Genomic DNA, 24,609 nt, shown 5'->3' on the forward strand with positions numbered 1-24,609 from the left:
TCCCCTCCCTGCTCGCCCTGGTGCGTGCGGAGGCGGTCGCGGTCGTGCGGGCCGTCGATCGGGGGACGCCGGGAGCGCCGGGGACGCCTGGCACGATGGACAGTGGGCAGACCTTCAAGGATCTGGGGTTCGACTCACTGGCCGCCGTCGATCTGCACGGCAGGCTCGTCTCCGCCCTGGGCAGGGAACTGCCCGTCACCATGGTCTTCGACCACCCGACGCCCGCCGCGCTGGCCCGGTTCCTCCAGGCGGAGGTGCTGGGGGTGACGTCGTCCGTGGCCGAGGAGGCAGCGCCCGTCGCCACGGCCCGGTCCGGGGCCGACGACGAACCCGTCGCCGTCGTCGGCATCGGCTGCCGGTACCCGGGGGACGTCGCCTCCCCCGACCAGCTCTGGCGTCTCGTGCTCGCGGGCGAGGAAGCGCTCGTCGACTTCCCCACGGACCGTGGGTGGGACCTCGACGGGCTGTACGACCCGGACCCCGGCAAGCCCGGGAAGAGCTATGTCCGCAAGGGCGGATTCCTCGCGGGGGCGGCCGAGTTCGACGCGGACTTCTTCGGGATCAGCCCGCGTGAGGCCATGGCGATGGACCCGCAGCAGCGGCTCGTCCTGGAGACGTCCTGGGAGGCACTGGAGCACGCGGGCATCGATCCGACCGCTCTGCGCTCCAGCCTCACCGGGGTCTTCATCGGGGCGGAGCCCCAGGAGTACGGCCCTCGGCTGTACGAGGCTCCCGAGGGCCTCGACGGATATCTCCTGACGGGCAACGCGCCCAGCGTCGTGTCCGGCCGCGTCGCGTACGCGCTCGGGCTGGAGGGGCCCACGCTCACCGTGGACACCGCGTGCTCGGGCTCGCTGGTCGCCCTGCACCTGGCCGCCCAGTCGGTGCGCCGCGGCGAGTGCTCGCTGGCGCTGGCCGGCGGGGTCGCCGTGATGGGCGGGCCGGGGACCTTCACGGCGTTCAGCCGGCAGCGGGGGCTGGCCGAGGACGGGCGGTGCAAGCCCTTCGCCGCCGCCGCCGACGGCACGGGCTTCTCCGAGGGCGTGGGCGTGCTGGTGCTGGAGCGGTTGTCGGACGCCCGGCGAGGCGGCCACCGGGTGCTGGCCGTGCTGCGCGGCTCGGCGGTGAACCAGGACGGCGCCAGCAACGGTCTGACCGCGCCGAACGGCCCTTCCCAGCAGCGCGTGATCCGTCAGGCGCTCGCCGACGCACGGCTGACCGCCACCGACGTCGACGCCGTCGAGGCGCACGGCACCGGGACCACCCTGGGCGACCCGATCGAGGCGCAGGCCCTGATCGCGGCGTACGGCCAGGGCCGTCCCGACGACCGGCCGCTGTGGCTCGGCTCGTTGAAGTCCAACATCGGCCACACCCAGGCCGCCGCCGGTGTCGCCGGGGTGATCAAGATGGTCATGGCGATACGGCACGGCGTCCTGCCCCGGACCCTGCACGTCGACGCCCCCACCCCGCACGTCGACTGGAGCGCCGGCGCGGTCGAACTCCTCACCCGGGCGATGCCGTGGCCCGAGACCGGCCGCCCGCGCCGCGCCGCCGTGTCCTCGTTCGGCATCAGCGGCACCAACGCGCATGTGATCCTCGAACAGCCGCCCACCGAGCCGCCGCCCACCGACGCGTCTCCTGCCGGCACCCGGCCCGCACTCCACGCCTGGCCCCTCTCCGCCAGGAACCGGCAGGCTCTCCAGGCCCAGGCCACCCGGCTGCGCACCCACCTCCGCGACACCGAGAACGCCGACACCACCGCCCGCGACACCGCCGTCGACGTGGGCGCGGCCCTGGCACGTTCCCGCGCGGGGCTGGAGCACCGGGCCGTCGTGATCGGCGCGGACCGCGATGAACTGCTCGCGGGAGTGGGCGTGTTGGCCGACGGGGGCACGGCACTTGGCGTGGTGCAGGGTTCTGCGGCCGAGGGCGGATTGGCGTTCCTGTTCACGGGGCAGGGCAGCCAACGCCCGGGTGCGGGACGGCGGTTGTACGCACGTCACCCCGTCTTCGCCGAAGCCCTCGACGAGGTGTGCGACCACTTCGACGCCGAACTCGACGTACCGCTGCGGGACGTGGTGTTCGCCGACCCGGACTCCGCGCTCGCGCCGCTGATCCACGAGACGGTGTACACGCAGGCAGCCCTTTTCGCGCTGGAGACCGCGCTGTTCCGGCTGTTGGAGTCCTGGGGTGTCGTCCCCGACCACCTCGCCGGTCACTCCATCGGTGAGATCAGCGCCGCCCACGCCGCCGGAATCCTGGACCTCCCGGACGCCTGCACGCTGGTCGCCGCCCGAGGCCGCCTCATGCAGGCCCTTCCCGCAGGCGGGGCCATGATCGCCGTACAGGCCGCCGAAACAGACGTACTCCCCCTGCTCACCGGTCACGAGGACCACCTCGCCGTCGCCGCCGTCAACGCGCCCGACGCCACCGTCGTCTCCGGGGAGGAACAGGCCGTCGTCGAGGCCGCCGAGCGGCTGCGGGCGCTGGGGCACAAGGCCAAGCGCCTGACGGTCAGTCACGCCTTCCACTCGCCTCTCATGGAGCCGATGCTCCGGGACTTCGCGCGCGTCGCCAGGATGCTGACGTATCACCGGCCCCGTATCCCCGTGGTGTCCAATCTGACCGGGGCCACCGCCGAGCCGGACGTGATCGGCTCGCCGGAGTACTGGGTGCGGCACGTCCGCGAGGCCGTCCGGTTCCGCGACGGCGTCGAGCATCTGCACGCGCTGGGCGTCACCACGTTTCTGGAGCTCGGCCCCGACTCCACGCTCAGCGGGCTCGTCCGTCGCACGGTGCCGGAAGGCGTGGCGGCGGCGTCCCTGTTGCGCCGTGACCGGGACGAGGAGCGGGAGGTCCTCGGCGCGGTCGCCCTCGCCTACACGCGAGGCGTCCCCGTCGACTGGCCGGCCCTCGGCGGGCAGGGTGCCGCCGCCCGGCACGTCGACCTCCCCACCTACGCCTTCCAGCGCCGGCGGTACTGGCTCGACGCCGTGCCGCAGGCCGCCGGTCTGGCCTCGACGGGGCTCACCCCGGCCGGCCACCCGTTCCTGGGCGCGGCCGTGGCCTTCGCGGACGGCGACGGTGCCGTGCTGACCGGCCGGGTCTCCCTGGCCGGTCACCCCTGGCTGGCCGACCACAGCATCGCCGGTGTGCCGCTGCTGCCCGGCACCGCCCTCGTCGACCTGGCCGTCCGGGCTGGCGACGAGGTGGGCAGTCCCGTCCTGGAGGAACTCACCCTTCAGACACCGCTCGTCCTGCCGCTTCGGGGCGCGGTCGCTCTCCAGGTCGCCGTGGGGGCCGCGCGGGACGGCGGGCGCAGGAGCGTCGAGATCTACTCGCGGGCCGAGGGCACGCCGACGGAGTCGCCGTGGACGTGTCACGCCCGTGGCGTCCTCACCACGGACGACCCGCCGACCTCATCGCCGTCCTCCGCCGCCGGGCGACCGGAGTTGCGGGTGTGGCCGCCGCGTGGGGCGCGGTCGGTGGACATCGGCGGCCTGTACGCGGAGATGGACGCGCAGGGTTACGGCTACGGTCCCGCCTTCCGGGGGCTGCGGTCGGTCTGGCGGCACGGCGAGGACGTGTACGCCGAGGTCCGGCTGCCCGAGCCAACCGGGGACGCCCTGCCGGGTGACGGCCGTTTCGGTCTGCATCCCGCGCTGCTGGACGCGGTGCTGCACGCCACCGACTTCGCCGACCGTGCCGCGCGAGGCGGTGCGGGGCAGACCCGGCTGCCGTTCGCCTGGTCCGGGGTGGCGCTGCACGCGGCCGGGGCCACCGCGCTGCGGGCGCTGATCCGCCCCACCGGAGCGGACGGCGTGTCGCTCGACCTGGCCGACGAGGCCGGCGAGCCGGTGGCCACGGTCGCCTCCCTGGTCGTACGGCCGGTGTCGGCCGAGCAGTTGACGGCGGCCCGGGGCGACGACCGGGAGTCGCTGTTCGTCCTGGAGTGGACGCCCCTGCCGCACGCGGCGCGGCAGGACGCGGCCGAGGACGGGCGCTGGGTCGTGCTCGGCGCGGAGGAGCCGAGGCTCGCCGGGCGGGCGGGGGAACCCGTGCCCGCGTACCCCGATCTGGACGCACTGGCCCGCCGGGCCGGGGAGGGCTGTGCTCCGCCCGAAGCGGTACTGGTGTCCTGCTTCCCGGACCGCACCGCGACCTACACCGCGCAACACGGCACGGACCGCGTGGAGTTGCTCGACGAGATCCGGTCGGCGACGGACCGGGCGCTCGCCGTACTGCGCGACTGGTCGGCCGACGAACGGTTCACGGCGGCGCGGCTCGTGCTGCTCGTACCGGACGAGGACACGGCGGACCTGGTGACGGCACCGCTGCGGGGCCTGGTGCGCGCCGCGCAGGCGGAACACCCCGGCCGGATCGCTCTCGTCGGCGTCCCCACCTACGACGAACACGGCGGGCCGGACGTCCCCGGGCCGCTGCTGGCCGCCGCGCTGGCCAGTGGCGAGCCCGAGATCGCCGTACGCGGCGGACGGCTGCTGGTGCCGCGCCTGGCCCGCCCCGCCGCCACGGCGGCCCCCACGCCCGGTGGCGTGCCCCGCTGGGACGGCCACGGCACCGTGCTCGTCACCGGCGGCACCGGCGGCCTGGGCGCGCTGGTGGCCCGGCATCTGGTGGCCGAACACGGCGTACGGCATCTGCTGCTCGTGTCTCGGCGGGGCCTCGCGGCACCGGGCGCCGCCGACCTGGTGGCGGAGCTGACCTCGCAGGGGGCCCGGGTGAGCGTGGTCGGCTGCGACACCGCCGACCGTGCGGCGCTGGCCGCCCTGCTGGCCCAGGTCCCCGCGGCGCATCCGCTGACCGGCGTGGTGCACACGGCCGGGGTCCTGGACGACGGGCTGATCGGCTCGCTCACCCCCGAGCGGATGGACGTCGTCCTGCGGCCCAAGGTGGACGCCGCGTGGCATCTGCACGACCTGACCCGGGACCTTCCACTGCGGTGCTTCGTGCTCTTCTCCTCCACGGCCGGGGTGCTGGACGCCGTCGGACAGGGCAACTACGCGGCCGCCAACGCCTTCCTGGACGCGCTCGCCCGGCACCGCCGCGCCGCCGGGCTGCCCGCCCACTCGCTGCTGTGGGGGCTGTGGAGCGGTGCCGTCGGCATGGGCGGCCGACTGGCCGAGGCCGACGTACGGCGGATCCGGCGCTCGGGGCTGGCACCGCTGGACGCGGCGGAGAGCCTGGCCCTGTTCGACACGGCGCTCGCCACGGACGACCACCCCGTGCTGCTGCCGCTGCGGCTCGATCATCAGGCCCTGCGGGCCCGGGGGCAGGCGCTGCCGGCCGTGCTGCGCGGGCTGGTCCGTACGCCGATCCGGCGCACCGCCCGGACCGGCGCGTCCGGCGCGGACGGGGATGCCGGCCGACCGGCAGCCGAGGGGCTCGCGGGGTTGGCGGGGCTGCCGCCTGCGGAGCGTGACCGGGCGCTGCTGGATCTCGTCCGTGTCCAGGTCGCCGCTGTGCTCGGGCACGCGACGGTGGAGCCGGTGGAACCCGACCGGGCGTTCCGTGATCTCGGCTTCGACTCGCTGGCCGCCGTCGAACTCCGCAACGCCCTCGGCACGGTCACCGGGCTGCGGATGCCCGCCACCCTCGTCTTCGACCATCCCACCTCGCGGGCGCTCGCCGAGCACCTCGCCACCCTGCTGCCGGGCACGTCGGGCCGTACGTCCGCCGGGCCGGCCGTGGCCGCCGTCGTCGGCGACGACGAGCCGATCGCGATCGTCGGCATGGCCTGCCGCTATCCGGGCGGCGTCGACTCCCCGCAGGCGCTGTGGGACCTCGTGGCCGAGGGCCGCGACGGGGTCACCCGCTTCCCGGCGGACCGTGGCTGGGACATCGACGCCCTGTACGACCCGGAGCCGGGCAAGCCCGGCCGCACCTACACCGACCAGGGCGGATTCCTGCACGACGCCGCCGAGTTCGACGCGGGCTTCTTCGGCATGAGCCCCCGGGAGGCGCTGGGCACCGACACCCAGCAGCGCCTGCTCCTGGAGGTGTCCTGGGAGGCCGTGGAGAGCGCCGGGTTCGATCCGACCACCGTGCGCGGGACCCCGACCGGCGTCTTCGCCGGGGTCATGTACAACGACTACGGCAGCCGCCCCGGCGAAGTGCCCGCCGACGTCGTCGGCTATCTCGGCAGCGGCAGTCTCGGCAGTGTCGCCTCCGGGCGGGTCGCGTACACGCTGGGTCTGGAGGGCCCCGCCGTCACCGTCGACACCGCCTGCTCGTCCTCCCTGGTCGCCCTGCACTGGGCGATCCAGGCCCTCCAGCGCGGCGAATGCTCGCTGGCGCTGGCCGGCGGCGTCACCGTCATGTCGACGCCCGAGGCGTTCCTCGACTTCAGCCTCCAGCGGGGACTGGCCGAGGACGGCCGCTGCAAGTCCTTCGCCGCCGCGGCCGACGGCACGGGCTGGGGCGAGGGAGTCGGCATGCTGGTCCTCGAGCGGCTGTCGGAGGCGCGGCGAGCCGGTCATCGGGTCCTCGCAGTGGTACGAGGCTCCGCCGTCAACCAGGACGGCGCCAGCAACGGACTGACGGCGCCCAACGGGCCTGCCCAACAGCGTGTGATCCGGCAGGCGTTGGCGAACGCGCGGCTGGACGGCGTCGACGTGGACGCGGTGGAGGCGCACGGGACGGGCACCAGGCTGGGCGACCCGATCGAGGCCCAGGCGCTGATCGCGACCTACGGTCAGGGCCGCCCCGCCGACCGGCCCCTGTGGCTGGGCTCGGTCAAGTCGAACATCGGGCACGCCCAGGCCGCCGCCGGGGTGGCCGGGGTGATCAAGATGGTCATGGCGATGCGCCACGGGGTGCTGCCCCGGACGCTGCACGTGGACGCCCCCACCCCGCACGTCGACTGGACCGAGGGCCGGGTGGAACTCCTGACGGAGACGGTCTCCTGGCCGGACACCGGCCGTCCCCGGCGCGGTGCCGTGTCGTCCTTCGGGATCAGCGGCACCAACGCCCATGTCGTCCTGGAACAGGCTCCCGCCGCCGATCCCGCGACCACCACCCCGGACACGGTGCCCGGGCTGCTCGTCTGGCCCGTGTCCGCGAGGAGCGAGCGGGGACTGCGGGCGCAGGCCGCGAAGCTCGGCGCGCATGTGTCGCATCCGTCGCACCTGTCGCATCCGTCGGCCACGGAGGTGTCCCCCGTGGACGTGGGCGTGTCGTTGGCCCGCTCCCGGGCGGGTCTTGAGCACCGCGCGGTCGTGATCGGCGCGGACCGTGCCGAGTTGGTGGCGGGGCTGGACGCGCTCGCCGGGGGCCGTCCGGCGCCGGGTCTGGTCCACGAGCCCGTCTCCACTGGGCAGTTGGCGTTCCTGTTCACCGGACAGGGCAGTCAGCGCGCCGGTGCGGGTCACCGTCTCTACCGTGCCCACCCGGTGTTCGCCCGGGCGCTGGACGCCGTCTGCGCCCATCTGGACCCGGAGTTGGAGGTGCCGCTGCGTGAAGTCCTCTTCGCGGACGCCGACTCACCGCACGCCGGGCTGATCGACCGGACCGGGTACACGCAGGCAGCCCTTTTCGCGCTGGAGACCGCGCTGTTCCGGCTGTTGGAGTCCTGGGGTGTCGTCCCCGACCACCTCGCCGGTCACTCCATCGGTGAGATCAGCGCCGCCCACGCCGCCGGAATCCTGGACCTCCCGGACGCCTGCACGCTGGTCGCCGCCCGAGGCCGCCTCATGCAGGCCCTTCCCGCAGGCGGGGCCATGATCGCCGTACAGGCCGCCGAAACAGACGTACTCCCCCTGCTCCTCGGTCACGAGGACCGCGTCGCGGTCGCCGCCGTCAACGCGTCCGACGCCACCGTCGTCTCAGGGGAGGCGCGGGCCGTGCGGGAGGTCGCCGAACGGCTGGCGGCCCTCGGTCACCGGACCCGGCCCCTTCAGGTGAGCCATGCCTTCCACTCCCCGCTGATGGATCCGGTGCTGGCGGAGTTCACCCGTGTCGCCGAGTCGTTGACCTACCACCCGCCGCGGATAGCCCTGGTGTCCAACGTGACAGGGCGGACCGCCGACCCGGACACCATGGGGAGCGCCGACTACTGGGCCCGGCACATCCGGGAGACCGTCCGCTTCCACGACGGCCTGCTGCATCTGCGCGGTCAGGGCGTCACCACCTTCCTGGAGCTGGGCCCCGACGCCGTACTGAGCAGCCTCGTCGGGCGTGCCCTGCCCGAAGCCGGCGTCCGGGCCGCCTCGTTGCTGCGCCGCGACCAGGACGAGGAACGCGAACTGCTGAAGGGGGTGGCGCTCACCTACGGCCGGGGTGCCTTCGTCAACTGGTCTGCTCTGTATGCCGGTTGGGACGCCCGGCCCGCCGAACTCCCCACCTACGCCTTCCAGCACGACCGTTACTGGCTCGAACCGACCCCGGCGGCGGCCGATATGGTCTCGGCCGGAATCGCCTCCGCCGAGCATCCGCTGTTGGGCGCGTCGGTCGGTCTGGTCGGGTCGGAGCAGCATCTCTTCACCGGGCGTCTCGCGCCGCGTACCCAACCGTGGCTGACCCAGCACGCGGTGGCGGGCGTGGTCCTCTTCCCAGGGGCCGGGTTCGTGGAGCTGGCGTTGCATGCCGGGGAGCGGCTGGGCTGCCCCACGGTGGAGGAACTCACCCTGCTGGCACCGCTGTCGCTCCCGGCGGACACGGTGGTGCAGCTCCAACTCCTGGTCGACGCCGAGACGGAGTCCGGGACGCGCCGCTTCACGGTCCACGCGCGCGCCGAGGACGCCTCGGACGACCTGCCGTGGACCCGGCTCGCCGAGGGCGTGTTGGCCTACGACGACCGCCCCGAGGCGTTCTCGCTGGCCCAGTGGCCGCCCGCCGGCGCCGAACCGGTCGAGCTGGACGGGCGGTACGCGCGTCTGGCGGCGGGCGGTCTGGAGTACGGGCCGTTGTTCCAGGGGCTGCGCAGGGCCTGGCGGCGCGACGGCGAGGTGTTCGCCGAAGTGGAGCTGGAGCAGGCCGAAGTGGTGGACGGTGGACGGGAGTTCGCGATCCATCCCGCGCTGCTGGACTCCGCCCTGCACGCGGCCGGTCTCACCGGCGAACAGGACGGCGGCGAGGACGAGGTGACGCTGCCGTTCTCCTGGTCGGGTGTGCGGCTGTACGCCGCCGGTGCCTCGCGGCTTCGGGTACGGCTTACCGAACAGCCCGGTGGAGCGCTGTCGTTGCAGATCGCCGACGCGGCCGGGGAGCCGGTGGCCTCGGTCGGCTCGCTGGTCGTACGGCCGGTCACGGGTGGGATGGTCCCCACGCGGGCCGTGCACCGTGACTCCCTGTTCCGGGTGGACTGGACGGCCATGGGAGCAGCCCTGTCTCCCACCGCCGAGGCGTCTGCCGGTGCGGTGTCCGAGGGCTCCTGGGCCGTCTTCTCCGGCGGCGAGTCGACGGTCCCCGGGGCCGAGTCCGCGGCGGTGACCGTGACGTCCTGCCCCGATCTGCGGGGCGTGGCCGACGCGCAGACCGTCCTGCTGTGCTGCGGGGGCGGCGCGGGTGCCGAGGCCGTGCACGAGGCGACCCGGTGGGCGCTGGGCGCGCTGCGGGCCTGGCTGGCCGAGGAACGCTTCGCCGCCGGGCGTCTGGTGGTGGTGACCCGGGGTGCCCGGTCGGTCGCCGGGGAGGACGCGCCCGATCTCGCCGGGGCCGCCGTCCTGGGCCTCGTCCGGGCGGCGCAGGCCGAGCACCCCGGCCGGATCACCCTGCTCGACCTGGACCCCGACGCGGCCGAGGACGGCCTGCCGGTGCCCGCCGTCCGCGCGGCGCTCGACTCCGGCGAGCCCGAACTCGCCGTACGGGACGGGGTGTTGCAAGCTCCCCGACTCGCGCGGGCACATCCCGACCCGGTCACCCCGGTCACTTCTTCGGTGTGGCCGACCGGCGGGACCGTGCTCGTGACCGGCGGCACGGGAGCACTGGGCAGTCTGGTGGCCCGGCATCTGGTGGCCGAACACGGCGTACGGGAGCTGTTGTTGACGAGTCGTCAGGGCATGGCGGCCAAGGGCGCGAAGAGGCTGCGCGCGGAACTCTCGGCGGCCGGGGCCCGGGTCACCGTCGCCGCGTGCGACGTCGCGGACCGGGGCGCGCTGGAGCGGCTGTTGAAGGCGGTGCCCGCCGACCGTCCGCTGACCGGGGTGGTGCACACCGCCGGGCTGCTGGACGACGGGCTGATCGGGTCGTTGACGCCCGAGCGGGTGGACGCGGTGCTGCGGCCCAAGGTCGACGCCGCGCTGCACCTGCACGAGCTGACCCGGGACCTCGGTCTCGCCGCGTTCGTGCTGTTCTCCTCGGCGGCCGGTGAGCTGGGCTCGCCGGGCCAGGGCAACTACGGGGCCGCCAACGCCTTCCTGGACGCCCTGGCGCGGCACCGGCGGGCCCACGGTCTGCCCGGCACCGCTCTGGCGTGGGGCCTGTGGGCGCGCACCGGCGAGACGGGCGGCGGCATGGCCGGTGGGCTCGGCGAAGCCGATCTGGCGCGGCTGGCGCGGGCGGGCACGGTGGGCCTCGCCGCCGAGGAGGGGTTGGCCCTCTTCGACGCCGCGACCCGGGGCGTCGGCGACCCCGTACTCCTGCCGATGCGCGTCGACCTGCGGGCGATCGCCGCCGACCCGGCCGGGGTGCCGCCCGTCTACCGGGCCCTGACGGGGGCCGGGGGCGGCCGGCGTCGTGCGGCACGGGAGGCGGCGGACGGGACGGCGGCGACCTGGCGGGAGCGGCTGGCCGCGCTGCCCGGTGACGAACGTCCCGCCGTACTGCTGGAGTTGGTCAGGGCGCAGACGGCGACCGTGCTGGGGCATGCCGGGCCGGACGCCGTCGAGCCCGAACGGGCCTTCCGGGAGCTGGGGTTCGACTCGCTGACCGCCGTGGAGTTCCGCAACCGGCTCAACTCCCTCACCGGGCTGCGCCTTTCGGCCTCGCTCGTCTTCGACCACCCGAACGTGCAGGCCCTCGCCGCCCACCTGGGAACCCTGCTGGCCCCGGCCGGCGAGAGCCCCGACGGCTCCGGGCAGCCCACCGAGGAGACGGTCCGCCGACTCCTGCGGGACCTGCCGACGCAGCGGCTGCGCGACGCGGGACTGCTGGACCGCCTGCTCGCCCTCGCCGACGCGCAGGGCGGGCCGACCGGGCCGACCGGCGGGGGTGTGCGTCACCCCGCCGACTCCATCGAGGCGATGGACGCCGAGAGCCTGATCACCCTGGCCCTCGCCGGATCCACCGACGCCGACACCCACACCGGTACGACACGAAAGGTCGCAGGATCATGAGCAGTTCGGAGCAGAGGCTCGTCGAGGCGCTGCGTACGTCGCTCAAGGAGACCGAGCGGCTGCGCGAGCACAACCGTGAACTCGCGGCGGCGGCGCACGAACCGGTGGCGATCGTCGGCATGGCGTGCCGGTACCCGGGCGGGGTCGGCAGCCCCGACGAGCTGTGGCGGCTGGTGTCCGAAGGCCGGGACGGCATCGGCGAGTTCCCCGCCGACCGGGGCTGGGACGTGGCGGCGCTGCACGACCCGGAGGGCCTGCGCCCCGGTTCCAGCCGCAGCCGCGAGGGCGGGTTCGTGCATGACGCGGGCGACTTCGACCCCGAGTTCTTCGGGATCTCACCGCGCGAGGCGGCGGAGACGGACCCGCAGCAGCGGCTGCTGCTGGAGGCGTCCTGGGAGACCCTGGAGCACGCGGGCATCGCCCCGCACTCCCTGCGCGGCAGCCGGACCGGGGTGTTCGTGGGGTTGATGTACCACGACTACCCGGACAGTCAGGGCAGCGGCAGTGTCGCCTCCGGGCGCATCGCCTACACCCTGGGCCTGGAGGGGCCCGCCGTGACGGTCGACACGGCCTGCTCCTCCTCCCTGGTGGCCCTGCATCTGGCGGTGCGGGCGCTGCGGGCCGGGGACTGCGCGCTGGCGCTGGCCGGCGGGGCGACCGTGCTGTCCACCCCCGACACCATGGTCGAGTTCACCCGGCAGCGCGGTCTGTCGGCGGACGGCCGCTGCCGGGCCTTCGCGAGCGCGGCGGACGGCACCGGGTTCGCCGAGGGGGTGGGCCTGCTGCTGGTGGAGCGCCTGTCGGACGCCCGGCGCAACGGGCACCCGGTGCTGGCCGTGATCCGGGGCAGCGCGGTCAACCAGGACGGCGCCAGCAACGGCATGACCGCCCCCAGCGGCCCCGCGCAACAGCGGGTGATCCGTGCGGCGCTTGCCGACGCCGGGGTCCTGGCGGACCAGGTGGACGCGGTGGAGGGGCACGGCACCGGCACGGTGCTCGGCGATCCCATCGAGGCGCAGGCCCTGATCGCCGTCTACGGCGAGGGGCGGCGGCCGGACCGCCCGCTGTTGCTGGGGTCGCTGAAGTCGAACATCGGCCACACCCAGGCCGCCGCGGGTGTCGCCGGCGTCATCAAGACGGTCCTGGCGATGCGCCACGGGGTGCTGCCCGAGACGCTGCACGTCGACGAACCGTCCCCGCACGTCGACTGGTCCGCGGGCACGGTACGGCTGTTGACCGCGCCGGTGCCCTGGCCGGTGAACGCCCACCCCAGGCGGGCCGGTGTCTCCTCCTTCGGCATCAGCGGCACCAACGCCCACCTCGTCCTCCAAGCACCGCCCGCCACCGAGGACACCGAGGACGATCCCGGGCCCCAACCCTTGCCTGACGACGTCTCGGGCGGACCCGTACCGCTGATCCTGTCCGCGAAGGGCGAGGCCGCGCTCCGGGCGCAGGCCGAGCGGCTGATCCCGTACCTGAGCGCCGAGCCGGGCCCGCGTCCGGTGGACGTGGCCTGGTCGGCGGCGCGGACCCGGACGGTCCTGGACTCCCGGGCGGTGGTGGTGGCGGCGGACCGGGACGGCGTGCTGGCGGGGCTGCGGGCGCTGGCGGACGGGCGGCCGACGCCGTCCGTCGTACGCGGCCCCGGTGCGCCCGGCGGGCGGCTCGCGGTGCTGTTCTCCGGGCAGGGCAGCCAGCGGCCCGGCATGGGGCGGGGGCTGTACGGGGTCTTCCCCGCGTTCACCGAGGCCCTCGACCGGGTCTGCGACCAGCTCGACCCGCACCTGGACGTGCCGCTGCGCGAGGTGCTCTTCGCCGACGCCGGCACCGCGCACGCGGAGCTGCTCGACCAGACCGGTTACACCCAGGCGGCGCTGTTCGCCCTCGGGACGGCGCTGTTCCGGCTGCTCGAATCGGCGGGCTGCGCCCCGCACTTCGTCGCGGGCCACTCCATCGGGGAGATCACGGCCGCGCACGCGGCCGGCGTCCTGGACCTCGCGGACGCCTGCGCGCTGGTCGCCGCCCGTGGCCGGCTGATGCAGGAGCTGCCGCCGGGGGGCGCCATGGTGTCGGTGCGGGCGTCCGAGGCCGAGGTGCGCCCGCTGCTGGCGGACGTACGGGACCTGGCGGACATCGCCGCGGTCAACGGTCCCGCGGCCACCGTCGTCTCGGGCGAGGAGTCGGCCGTACTGGAGGTCGCCCGGCGGCTGGCGGCCGAGGGGTACAAGACGAAGCGGCTGCGCGTGTCGCACGCCTTCCACTCGCCGTTGATGGACCCCGTGCTGGCCGACTTCGCCCGCGTCGCCGAGACGCTGACCTACCGGCGGCCGAAGACGCCCGTGGTGTCCAACCTGACCGGCGCGAACGCCGACCCCGACCTGATCTGCACGCCGGAGTACTGGGTCCGCCATGTCCGCGAGGCGGTCCGTTTCCACGACGGCGTCCGCCACTTGGAGTCCCAGCACGTCACGACCTACCTCGAACTCGGACCGGACGCCGTCCTCACCGCGATGGCCCAGCACTGCCTGTCCTCCGACGGCCCCACCGACCAGGCTCCCGTGCTGGTCCCCGCCCTGCGTCACGACCGGGAGGACGCACAGCAGTTGCTCACCGCGCTGGCCACTGCGTTCGTCCGGGGCGCGGCTTTGGACGCGGCGGCGCTGCTCGACGGCCGGGGCGCACGCCAGGTGCGACTGCCGACCTACGCCTTCCAGCACCGCCGCTTCTGGCTGACGGCCCCCGCCCAGGCCGCCATCCGCGCGCCCCTCCAGGACACCGCCGCGCAGGCACCCCCGGAGCCCGAGAAGCCCGAAGAGACCGAGGAGACCCTCGTGGAACGGCTCGCGGTCCTGTCGCCGGCGCGGCGGGAGCGCGAACTCTCCACGCTCGTACGGGGACACATCGCCGCCTCTCTCGGCCACAGCGGCCCGGAGGCCGTCGACCCGGACGCGCCCCTCACCGACCTCGGCTTCAACTCCCTCGCCGCCGTCGAACTCCGCAACCAGTTGCAGTCGGCCGTCGGCGCGCACCTGTCGTCCACCCTCGTCTACGACCACCCCTCCGCCGGGGCCATCGTCGGCCACCTCCTCGAGGAGCTCGCGGCGGACCTCGAAGCGAGCGCCTCGGCCCTGCTGGAAGACCAACTGGGCCGACTGGAAGCCGTGTTGGAGGCCACCGCCGCGGCCGGAACCCTGCCCGCCCCGGCCTCGGAACGGCTCCGCGCCCTCGCCGAGAAGTGGGGCGCGCAAGGCGGCCCCGCCGACGAGCTGAGCGCGGCCTCCGCCGAGGAGCTCTTCGACCTGCTCGACGGCGAGTTGGGATCCCTGGGCGCGGAGGGGGACGGATGACGGACCCGGGCAGCGAACCTGCGTCCGTGTCCATCGTCGCTGGTGCAGGTGGGGGCGCGGGCGGGAGCAGTGGCCGACGGCCGTGGTCCGGCGATGAGACCACGCGGCTGCTGTTCGCCGGGAGCCTGCTTGACAGCCTCGCGCTCTTCTCCACGATGCCGTTCCTCACCCTGTACCTGTCCGGTATCTCGACGATGAGCACGGTGGCGATCGGGGTCGTCGTCGGGAGCGCCTCGCTCGTGCCGGCGTTCGGCGGTCTCGCGGGCGGCGTGCTGGGCGACCGGGTGGGCGCGACCAGCCTCGTCCAGGCGGGCCTGGTCGTCCATGTCATCGTCTACGCCCTGCTCGCGGTGACCCGTGAACTGCCTCTCGTCATCGCGCTGGTCGTGGCGCTGGGGGTGGCCCGGCTGCTGACCGAGCCGTCGACGAAGAAGATCCTGTCGCAGGCGACGCGGGACTCGGACGGATCGGTGTTCCGGTTGCGCTATCTCACCTGGTGCGTCGGGGCGATCGTCGGCCCGGCGGTCGGGGCGGCGGCCTACGCCGTGGCCGACTGGATGATCTTCGTGCCGCCGGGGATCGTCCTCCTGGTCTATCTGGTCCTCCTGCGGAGGCACGCGCCGCGGCTGCGGCTCATCGAGGCGCGGAGCAGCGCCGAGGAGGCGGAGCCGGTCCCCTGGTCGCAGGCCTTCGCCGACCGGGTGCTGCTGCGGGTCGTGCTCGCCGGTGTCGTCCTGTACTTCGTCCTCAAGCAGTTGGACTCGATACTGCCGCTGGTCATCAAGGCCGAGCGCGGGGAGTCGGCCGTCGTCGTCTACTCGGCGCTGCTCGCCGTGAACGCGGTGCTGGGCATCGCCTTGCAGGTCCCCGTGGCCCAGCTCGCCGAGCGGCTGTCGGCGTCGGCCATGGTCCTGCTGGGCAGCGGTGCGTTCGCCGCGGCGTTCCTGCTCTTCGGCGCGCTGCGGTCCGGCACCGGATTCCTGTTCGCGGGCATCGTCGCGTGGACCCTGGCCGAGGTCATCCTGCTGCCGCTGCCGGACATGATCATCCACAACCGCTCGCCGAACGGCGGCAAGGGCGCCTACTACGGTCTGGCGGAATTCCGGTACGCGGGCTTCTGCCTGGGCCCTGTCGTCGGCGGCGGGATTCTCGGCGCGGCCGGCCCCTGGCCGTACTTCATCGTCATGGCCCTGTTCGGTCTCCCGTGCTGGGCGCTGCTGCGCGCCCCGCACCTGCACGGCCCCGGCTGACCGGGCCGCCCGTACGACAGCCTTCCGCGGTGCGCTCCGCCGGACCGACTCATCGAGGTGACCCCCATGGACAACGAAGAGAAGCTGCTCGCCTATCTCAAGCGGACCGCGGCCGAACTGCGCGAGGCCCGGCAGCGGTTGACGGAGATCGAGGAGCGGGAGTCCGAGCCGATCGCGATCGTCGGCATGGGATGCCGGCTCCCGGGCGGCATCGCCAGCCCCGAGGACCTGTGGCGGGTGCTGGAGGACGGCGGCGACGCGATCTCGGACTTCCCCACGGACCGGGAGTGGCCCGTCGACCTCTACGCGCCGGAGCCCGGGACGCCGGGCAGGAGCTACACCCACAAGGGCGGGTTCCTGCACGACGCGGCGGACTTCGACCCGTCGGTCTTCGGGATCAGCCCGCGCGAGGCCCTCGCGATGGACACCCAGCAGCGGCTGCTGCTGGAGACGTCCTGGGAGGCGTTCGAGCGGGCGGGCGTCGTCCCCGCCTCGCTGCGGGGCAGCCGGACCGGTGTCTTCTTCGGGATCACCTACGGCGACTACGGCAGCCGGCTGGGCGGGGTCCCCGAGGAGGTGTCGGGCTATCTCAGCAGCGGCACCGCCAACAGCGTCGCGTCGGGCCGGCTGTCGTACCTGTTCGGTCTTCAGGGGCCCGCCGTGACCGTGGACACCGCGTGCTCGTCGTCGCTGGTGGCCCTGCACTGGGCCGTGCGGTCGCTGCGCCGGGGCGAGTGCACGGCGGCGCTGGCCGGCGGCGCGACGGTGATGCACACGCCGGAGACCTTCGTGGAGTTCAGTGCCCAGCGCGGGCTGTCCGTGGACGGCCGGTGCAAGGCGTTCGCGGCCGCCGCCGACGGCACCGGCTTCGGCGAGGGCGCGGCCGTGCTGATGCTGGAGCGGCTGTCCGACGCCCGGCGCCACGGGCGTCCCGTGCTGGCGGTGCTGCGCGGCTCGGCCGTCAACCAGGACGGCGCCAGCAACGGACTGACCGCGCCCAACGGGCCGGCCCAGCGGCGGGTCATCGCCGAGGCCCTGCTCGACGCCGGTCTGACGGCCGACCAGGTCGACATGGTGGAGGCCCACGGCACCGGCACCACGCTCGGCGACCCCATCGAGGCGCAGGCGCTGATCGCGGCCTACGGGAAACACCGCCCGCCCGGCCGTCCGCTGCTGCTGGGCTCGCTGAAGTCGAACATCGGTCACACCCAGGCCGCGGCGGGCGTCGCGGGCGTCGTCAAGGCGGTTCTGGCGCTGCGCCACGGCGTCGTACCGGCGACCCTGCACGTCGACGAGCCGACCCCGCATGTCGACTGGTCCGGCGGCGGGGTGGCGCTGGCCACCGAGCCGGTGCCCTGGCCCGCGAACGGTGACCCGCGGCGGGCCGGGGTGTCCTCCTTCGGGATGAGCGGCACCAACGCGCACGTCATCGTGGAGGAAGCGCCCGCCGAGGACGCTCCGGACCGCGCGAGCGCCACCGAACCGGCCGTCGTCCCCTGGGTGTTGTCGGCCAGGAGCAGGGACGCCCTGCGGGCCCAGGCCGCGGCTCTCGTATCGCACATCACCGCGCGTCCGGGGCTGGAGCCGCTGGACGTCGGCCACTCTCTCGCCACCTCGCGGACGGTCATGGAGACCCGGGCCGTCGTCGTGGCGGAGCGGCGTGCGGAGTTCCTGTCCGGTCTGCGGGCGCTGGCCGAGGGCGACCCTTCGGGGCTGACCGTCGAGGGCTCGGCGTCGGGCACGCCGGGCGTCGTCTTCGTGTTCCCCGGGCAGGGCTCGCAGTGGCCCGGCATGGCGGCCGAACTGCTGGATTCGGCCTCCGAGTTCGCCCGGCGGATGCAGGAGTGCGCCCGCGCGCTGGCGCCCTTCACGGACTGGAGTCTCCTCGACGTCGTACGGGACGCGCCGGACGCGCCGTCGTTGGACCGGGTCGACGTGGTCCAGCCCGCGCTGTGGGCGGTGATGGTCTCCCTGGCTCACCTGTGGCGTTCGCACGGTGTGGAGCCCGCCGCCGTGATCGGGCACTCGCAGGGCGAGATCGCCGCGGCCTGCGTCGCGGGCGGGCTCGCGCTCGTGGACGGCGCGCGGGTGGTGGCGCTGCGCAGCCGGGCCATCGCGGAGGAACTGGCCGGGGACGGCGGCCTGTTGGCCGTCTCGCTGCCCGAGGAACAGGCGAGGCGGCGGCTGTCGTCCTGGGCGGACCGGCTGTCGCTGGCGGCGGCGAACGGCACGTCGTCCGTGGTGCTGTCCGGCGACCCGGACGCGCTGGACGCGCTCGGTGCGGAGCTGCGCGGCGAGGGCGTCCGCTGCAAGCGCCTCCCCGTGGACTACGCCTCGCACTCGGCGCACGTGGAGCGGATCCGGGAGCGCCTGCTGAAGGAGCTCGCGGAGGTCGCCCCGCGCGCCTCGGAGGTTCCCTTCCACTCGACGGTCACCGGTGAACTGCTGGACACCCGCGCCCTGGACGCCGCGTACTGGTACACCAACCTGCGGCAGACCGTCCTCTTCGAGAGGACGACCGGGGAACTGCTGCGGCGGGGCCACGGAGTCTTCGTCGAGTGCAGCCCGCACCCCGTCCTCACCATGGGCATCGAGGAGACCGGCGAGTCGGTCGGCGTCGCACCGGTGACCGTCGGGTCCCTCCGCCGAGGCGAGGGCGGGCTGCCACGGTTCACCCGCTCGCTGGCCGAGGCGTTCGTCAACGGCGCCCCGGTCGGCTGGGGGCCCCGCTTCGAGGGAAGCGGGGCCCGCCGGGTAAACCTGCCCACGTACGCCTTCCAGCGGCGCCGCTACTGGCTGACGGCCCCGGCAAGCGGCGATGTCGCGTCGGTGGGCCAAGTCCCCACCGGGCACCCCCTCTTGGGCGCGGCCGTGCCGCTGGCCGGCACCGGCGGCGCGCTGCTCACCGGTCTCCTCGCACCCGCCGCCCACCCGTGGCTGCTGGGCCCGCGCGTCGCGGGTACGCACACCGTGCCGCCCGGCGTGTTCGTGGAACTGGCGGTGCGGGCGGGCGACGAGGTCGGCTGCGCCACCGTCGCAGACCTCACCCACCACACGCCCCTCAGGCTCTCCCCGAACGGCACGACAGCCCTACAGATCACCGTCGGCCCGGCACGGGAGGCGGGGCGGCGGCACGTCGAGATCCACTCCCGGCCGAACGGCACGTCCCCGTGGACCTGCCACGCCGACGGCACGCTGACACCCCGGCCCCTTGTCCACCCGCAGTCACCGCCACCGTCAACGGGCCCGGCCGCCGACCGGCCCTTGCCCGACCAGAGTGCCTGGCCGCCGCCGGGCGCGACACCGATCCCGGTGGACGACCTCTACGAACATCCCGCCCCCGGTGCCCTGTTGCGCGCGGCCTGGCGCCTGGGCCGGGACCTCTACGCCGAAGCCGCCCTGCCCGACGGCACCGCGCCCGACCACCACCACTACGGGCTGCACCCTGCGCTGCTGGACACCGCACTGCACACCGCACACCTCGCTGCTGCCGACGACGACGTGGACCGGGCGAAGTCGCACCGGGCAGCCGCCAATTGGGCGGACATCGACTGGACGAGGGCCGATTGGACGGGGATCGAGCTCCACGCCACCGGTGCCCGCACCCTGCGCGTCCACCTCTCGCCCGCCGACAGGGGCAACTTCACACTCCGCACGACGGACGACACCGGTCGGCCGGTGCTGACCGCCGCCTCGCTCACCTTCCGTCACACACCCACCGAGGAGTTGCCCGCCACCGCCCGGATCGATGCGCCCGCCCCACCGCCCCGGCTCCCGTCCCGCCCCACCGTCAACACCCCGCGCACCGCCGCGCAAGGACAGGATCTCCCCGCCCGCCTCGCCACCCTCTCCCCGGTCGAACGCGCCAGGGAACTCACCGACCTGGTCCGCACCCACATCGCCCAAGTCCTCGGGCACCACGGACCGGAGAGCGTCGAGGGCACCCAGCAGCTCACCGATCTGGGGATCAGTTCCGTCGGCGCGCTCGAAATCCGCAAACGCCTGCAATCGGCCACCGGACTACGGCTCCACGCCGCACTCGTCCACGACCACCCCTCCCCCGCCGCGATCGCCGCCCACCTCCACACGGAGCTCTTCGCCACGGAACCCACGGACCCCGCGAAACCCACAGATCACACGGAACCTCACGGCCTGCCCGACGCGAACGGCACAGGCCGCTAGCGCCGGCCGCCCCCGCCCCAACTCGTGCCGTCCGTCCAGGCGACACGCGGGTCCCGCGACCTCATAGTGATCATACATACACTCCTGTATGATTAATTTGAAGTCAAAACTTGCGGGGGTAGGCATGGCCAGGCAGGAAAAGCCGTTACGTGCCGGGCAGCACCAGGCTGCCGAGGGGAGGCTCACGGAACACGGCCCGTCCAGGCCGGACCGGCTCGCCGCGTTGACCCTGCGGTGGCGCCGGTCCGTACTCGTGGCGACGTTCCTGATCACAGCGCTGGCGGCGGCCTACGGTTCCGGAGCCGTGAAGCACCTCTCCAACGGCGGCTACACCGCCTCGACCGCCGACCTCCGGATCGCGCAGGACACGCTGCGCGACGACTTCGGGGTGGTCAAACCCCACCTGCTGCTGTTACTGAGGTCCGGCACCTCGGTCGACAGCCCCGAGACCGCGGCCGCCGGAACCGCGTACACGCAACGCGTCGCCGGACTGCCCGGCGTCGAGTCGGCCGTGTCCTACTGGACGACCGGCGACTCCTCGATGCGGGCCAAGGACGCCCGCTCCGCCGTCGTGGCGGTGCGGCTGACCGGCGACGACATCGCGGTACAGCACACCACCGAACGCATCGTGCCCGAACTGCGCGGCTCCCAGCCGCCGTTCGACGTCGGCGTCACCGGAGAAGCCGAGGCGAACGTCGAGTTGCAGGACCAGAGCGACGCGGATCTGGTCAAGGCCGAGTTGGTCGCGGCCCCGCTGATCCTGCTGGTCCTGCTCCTCGTGTTCCGTACGGTCATAGCGGCGCTGCTGCCGTTCCTGATCGGCGTGATCGGGGTGGCGCTCACCCTGGCCATCCTGCGGCTGGTCACCGAGTTCGCCCCGGTGTCGATCTTCGCGCTGAACCTGACGACCGCGCTCGGGCTGGGCCTCGCCGTCGACTACAGCCTCCTGTTGCTGATGCGCTTCCGCGAGGAGACGGCGAAGGGCCTCGCCCCGCATGCGGCGGCCGTCGTCACGATCCGCACCGCCGGACGCACCGTCTTCTTCTCCTCGCTCACCGTCGCCCTGTGCCTGAGCTCCCTGTTGATCTTTCCGCTCTACTTCCTGCGTTCGCTGGCGTACGCGGCCATCCCGGCCGTCCTCACGGCCGGCGTCGCCGCCGTCGTCGTCCTGCCCGCCGCGCTGCTGGTCTTCGGCCGGTGGCTGGACAAGGGCGACATCACCCCGCTGTTGCGCAGGTTGGGGCGCAGCAAGCCGGGCGGGCCCGGGCAGCCGTTCTGGGCGCGGGTCGCGGAGCGGGTGTCCAGGCGTCCGCTGCTGTTCGCGGTGCCCGTGGTCGTGCTGCTCATCGGTCTCGGTCTGCCCTTCTCCCAGGCGAAGTTCGGGCTCACCGACGAGCGGGTGCTGCCCGTCGGCGCCGAGGCGCACAGCACGGCGCGCGAGATCGGGCGGGACTTCGTGTCGGGTGCGCTCAATCCCGTCCATGTCGTGCTGGGCGGCGCGCCTGAGGACCGGCGGGCCGCCTACTTCCGTCAGATCTCGCGGCTCGACGGCGTCGAGTACGTCGACACCGAGGCGGGCATGTTCGCGGGCGGAAAACGGGTGGGCACGGCGGACTTGCCGGCCGCCGCGTATGTGCGGGGTGCGGTGACCCGGCTTCTGGTGGTGCCCGTCGACAGCGCGTTCTCGCCGCGCAGTGAGGAGATCGTCCGGCAGATCAGAGCGTCTCCGGCGCCCGGCACGGTCCATGTGGCCGGCGACTCCGCACTGTTCGCCGACACCAAGACCGTGATCGCCGACCGACTGCCCTATGCGCTGGGCGTCATCGTGGTGCTCATGTTCGTGCTGCTGTATCTCTTCACGGGCAGCCTGCTCGTCCCGGCCAAGGCGATCGTCTTCAACACCCTCAGCCTCACGGCCACATTCGGCGCCATGGTCTACATCTTCCAGGACGGCCATCTCAAGTGGCTGGTGGGCGAATTCACCACGACGGGCTATCTTGACGTCACCGTCCCGGTGCTGATGTTCTGTGCCGCCTTCGGCTTGTCCATGGACTACGAGGTATTTCTGATGTCCCGGATCCGTGAGCAGTACACAATTCACGGGGACAATACCCGGGCGGTCATCGAAGGGTTGGGGCGCACGGGGCCGATCATCACGGCTGCCGCCGTACTGATCGGTGGCGTGCTGCTCGCGCTCGCCAGTTCCGACATCTCGGTGCTGAAGCTGCTGGGGCTGGGCATGTTCCTGGCGGTGCTGGTGGACGCCGTACTCGTCCGAGGGATCCTCGTACCGGCGTTCATGGTGGTCATGGGTCACCTGAACTGGTGGGCGCCGCGCTCCCTCCAGCGGGTCCACGCACGCTTCGGTCTCACAGAGGAAGACCGGCCGCGTTCCTAGCCTCGTTGAACTCGAAAATCGGCAATGTCCCGTCGCCGTGCACTCGACTGCCATTCATGGGAAGAGGTTTCTGTGTCTCGCTCATCCCTCGAGCAATTCACGCACACGTCGACCGAAACCGAGCAGGAGTATTGCTCCATCATCCTCGTCGGCGCCTGGTCGGCCGTCTCGATAAGTAAAATCGAAGAGTGTTCGGGAGTCGACGCCCATCGCTGTTTGGATCGCGACGACCTGATATCGGTCGTGCACTCCCGGCAGGCGGACTGGATCCTGGCCGGCGCGGAGCTCGACGACGGGGACATCCAGTGTTTCTTCGCCGGCGCCAACGCGGTCCGCGAAAGCGTCCGGCTGGCGATCCTCGGGCATCGGCAGGACTGGCGGCGCTGCGACCGCTGGATGCGCCGCGGCTGCCGGGTCTACCTCGACGAGTCCGTCGAACCGCGGCACACGGTCGCCGCCATCCGAGCCGCGCACACCCTGGGGGTGAACGTGGTGGACAGAGTGTTCTCCGAGACGGTCCGGGAGCGCGCGACCGGGCCGACGCCGCATCTCACCCGCCGGGAACGAGACGTCCTGGACCTGCTGCGGCGCGGGCTGCGCAACCGGGAGATCGCGGGGGCGCTGTTCGTCAGCGAGAACACGATCGAATACCACATGCGCCACCTGCTCTCGAAGTTCAGCGCGCGCAACCGGCTGGAGGTCGTGGAGCGGGCCACGTCGCTCGGGCTCGCTTAGCGGAGTCACATATACCGCTCAGATACTACGGCTATCCGGGATGTCACGGCAGGGCAGCTCTTCATAATCTGTTGCCGCAAGGTCAGAGATTCCCGATGGAAAGCGGCGAAATCATGGAAGACATCGCGTTCGAGATTGTGGACGAGCAGGTCTCCAGCCTCGAGGAGATCGGCGTGGACGAGGGTTGTTCCACCACCACGACCAGCTCCTCGCTCGACATCTCCGGAGTCGAGTTCGAGTAATCAGACCGCTGCGTGGACACGCGTCCATAAGTCGCCGAAGGGCGACTTATGGACGCGCCTCCGTTTCAGCGTTATTCAGCGGTATTCAGTGATGTTCGGTGATGTTCCACGGGCAGGAGGCGGCCGGCGTATGGGCGATGTGACGGCAGGGGACCAGCGGGAGTTGCAGGGCGACTACCACCGCCGTATCTTCCACGCCCTGCACGACTGGGACCGGTCCTGGGCCGGGGCGCTGGACGTGGCGGGGGGCGGGGAGCGGGCCCGTTCGCTGGGCTTCGACCAGCTCGGCCACTTCGGCGCGCAGGGCTGCGCGCTGGTCGCCGCGGAACTGGCGCGCGGGCTCGGCACGGACCGGCCGCCGGTGCTCGCCGAGTTCGGCTGCGGATTCGGCGGCGCACTCCGCGATGTGGTGCGCGGCCTGGGGGAACACGGTGTCGAGGTGGGGCGGGCGCTGGGCTTCGACATCGTCTGGGACCACGTCCGGCTCTTCCGCACCATCCAGGGCAGCCCCTCCGGAGGGACGGCCCCCGGCGCCGTGGCCACCGCGCAGCCCGTGCAGGCGGACGCGCGGGCGGTGCCGGTCAGGGACGGCGCCCTCGACGCCGTCGTCTGCACCGGTTCGCTGCCGCACTTCGCCGACGTGGCGCAGGTGTTCGCGGAAGCCGCCCGCACGCTGCGCCCCGGCGCCCCGCTCGTCATGACGGAGGAGGTCAGTCTGCTCGCTCCCGGGCGCGGAGTGTCCCCGGAATTCCGCCGGCTGCACCCTCCCGAGATCTTCTTCCTTGCCGAAATCGGTGAACGCGTCGAGCAGTTACGGAAGGCGGGCTTCACCGAAATCGGCATACGTGATCTCACCGCCTGGGCGTGCGGACTGCTGAACGATCGCATCAAGGTGATGCGGATCTTTTTCGGGGATGTCGCCGTGGTGTACGGAGAGGACGAGGCGCAGACGCTTCTGGATACGCTCGAGGTCGCTCGCGAGGAGTACCTCGGAGGGGCTGTCGTCCCGGCTCTCGTGACGGCCAGGACGACACCCTGAGGAAAACACCGAAAAATAACTACGGAATTCCGGGTGGTTGACGGTCGTACCGATTCCATAGTCTTCTTCCCATTCCCGCAGAAAAATTATCCGAGCCGGTGGGAATGCGGAGACGGAAAGGGATC

Annotated in this window: 8 protein-coding genes; all 8 read left to right on the forward strand. The window is 73.2% G+C overall.

Annotated features, from left to right (window positions below; genetic code table 11):
* Window positions 1–20: 20 nt before the first annotated feature.
* The 8 genes from BMZ82_RS41865 (at window position 21) to BMZ82_RS18610 (ending at window position 24,484) form a co-directional block, all read left to right on the forward strand.
* Window positions 21–11,291, forward strand: a complete 11,271-nt coding sequence (locus BMZ82_RS41865) for a type I polyketide synthase (RefSeq protein ID WP_371271263.1) — start codon at window positions 21–23, stop codon at window positions 11,289–11,291.
* Window positions 11,288–14,638 carry a type I polyketide synthase gene (locus tag BMZ82_RS18585; protein WP_093777157.1) on the forward strand — a complete coding sequence of 1,117 codons (3,351 nt, stop codon included), beginning with the start codon at window positions 11,288–11,290 and terminating at the stop codon, window positions 14,636–14,638. Before BMZ82_RS41865 ends, BMZ82_RS18585 begins: the two co-directional genes overlap by 4 nt.
* A 26-nt stretch (window positions 14,639–14,664) precedes the next feature.
* Window positions 14,665–15,888, forward strand: coding sequence for an MFS transporter (locus BMZ82_RS18590; RefSeq protein ID WP_177244543.1), 1,224 nt, complete (start codon window positions 14,665–14,667; stop codon window positions 15,886–15,888).
* Between the two features lie 57 nt (window positions 15,889–15,945).
* A complete protein-coding gene (locus BMZ82_RS18595; protein WP_371271258.1) occupies window positions 15,946–20,070 on the forward strand; it encodes a type I polyketide synthase in 4,125 nt (1,374 codons plus the stop codon).
* Window positions 20,071–20,194: 124 nt separating this feature from the next.
* On the forward strand, window positions 20,195–22,468 hold the full coding sequence (locus BMZ82_RS18600; RefSeq protein WP_177244545.1) for an MMPL family transporter: 2,274 nt from the start codon (window positions 20,195–20,197) through the stop codon (window positions 22,466–22,468).
* Between the two features lie 216 nt (window positions 22,469–22,684).
* On the forward strand, window positions 22,685–23,203 hold the full coding sequence (locus BMZ82_RS18605; protein WP_177244546.1) for a helix-turn-helix transcriptional regulator: 519 nt from the start codon (window positions 22,685–22,687) through the stop codon (window positions 23,201–23,203).
* A gap of 113 nt (window positions 23,204–23,316) precedes the next feature.
* Complete coding sequence (locus BMZ82_RS41870) at window positions 23,317–23,445, forward strand: hypothetical protein (protein ID WP_256251984.1); 129 nt, start codon at window positions 23,317–23,319, stop codon at window positions 23,443–23,445.
* A gap of 130 nt (window positions 23,446–23,575) precedes the next feature.
* Complete coding sequence (locus BMZ82_RS18610) at window positions 23,576–24,484, forward strand: class I SAM-dependent methyltransferase (RefSeq protein WP_107487672.1); 909 nt, start codon at window positions 23,576–23,578, stop codon at window positions 24,482–24,484.
* Window positions 24,485–24,609 lie beyond the last annotated feature (125 nt).

Origin of the sequence: Streptomyces sp. yr375, from assembly GCF_900110755.1 — a bacterium.
GTDB lineage: Bacteria > Actinomycetota > Actinomycetes > Streptomycetales > Streptomycetaceae > Streptomyces.

Coding starts and splice junctions, on each gene's coding strand:
- BMZ82_RS18600 (WP_177244545.1), top strand. CDS start 20,195: ATGGCCAGGCAGGAAAAGCCGTTACGTGCCGGGCAGCACCAGGCTGCC.
- BMZ82_RS18585 (WP_093777157.1), top strand. CDS start 11,288: ATGAGCAGTTCGGAGCAGAGGCTCGTCGAGGCGCTGCGTACGTCGCTC.
- BMZ82_RS18610 (WP_107487672.1), top strand. CDS start 23,576: ATGGGCGATGTGACGGCAGGGGACCAGCGGGAGTTGCAGGGCGACTAC.
- BMZ82_RS41870 (WP_256251984.1), top strand. CDS start 23,317: ATGGAAGACATCGCGTTCGAGATTGTGGACGAGCAGGTCTCCAGCCTC.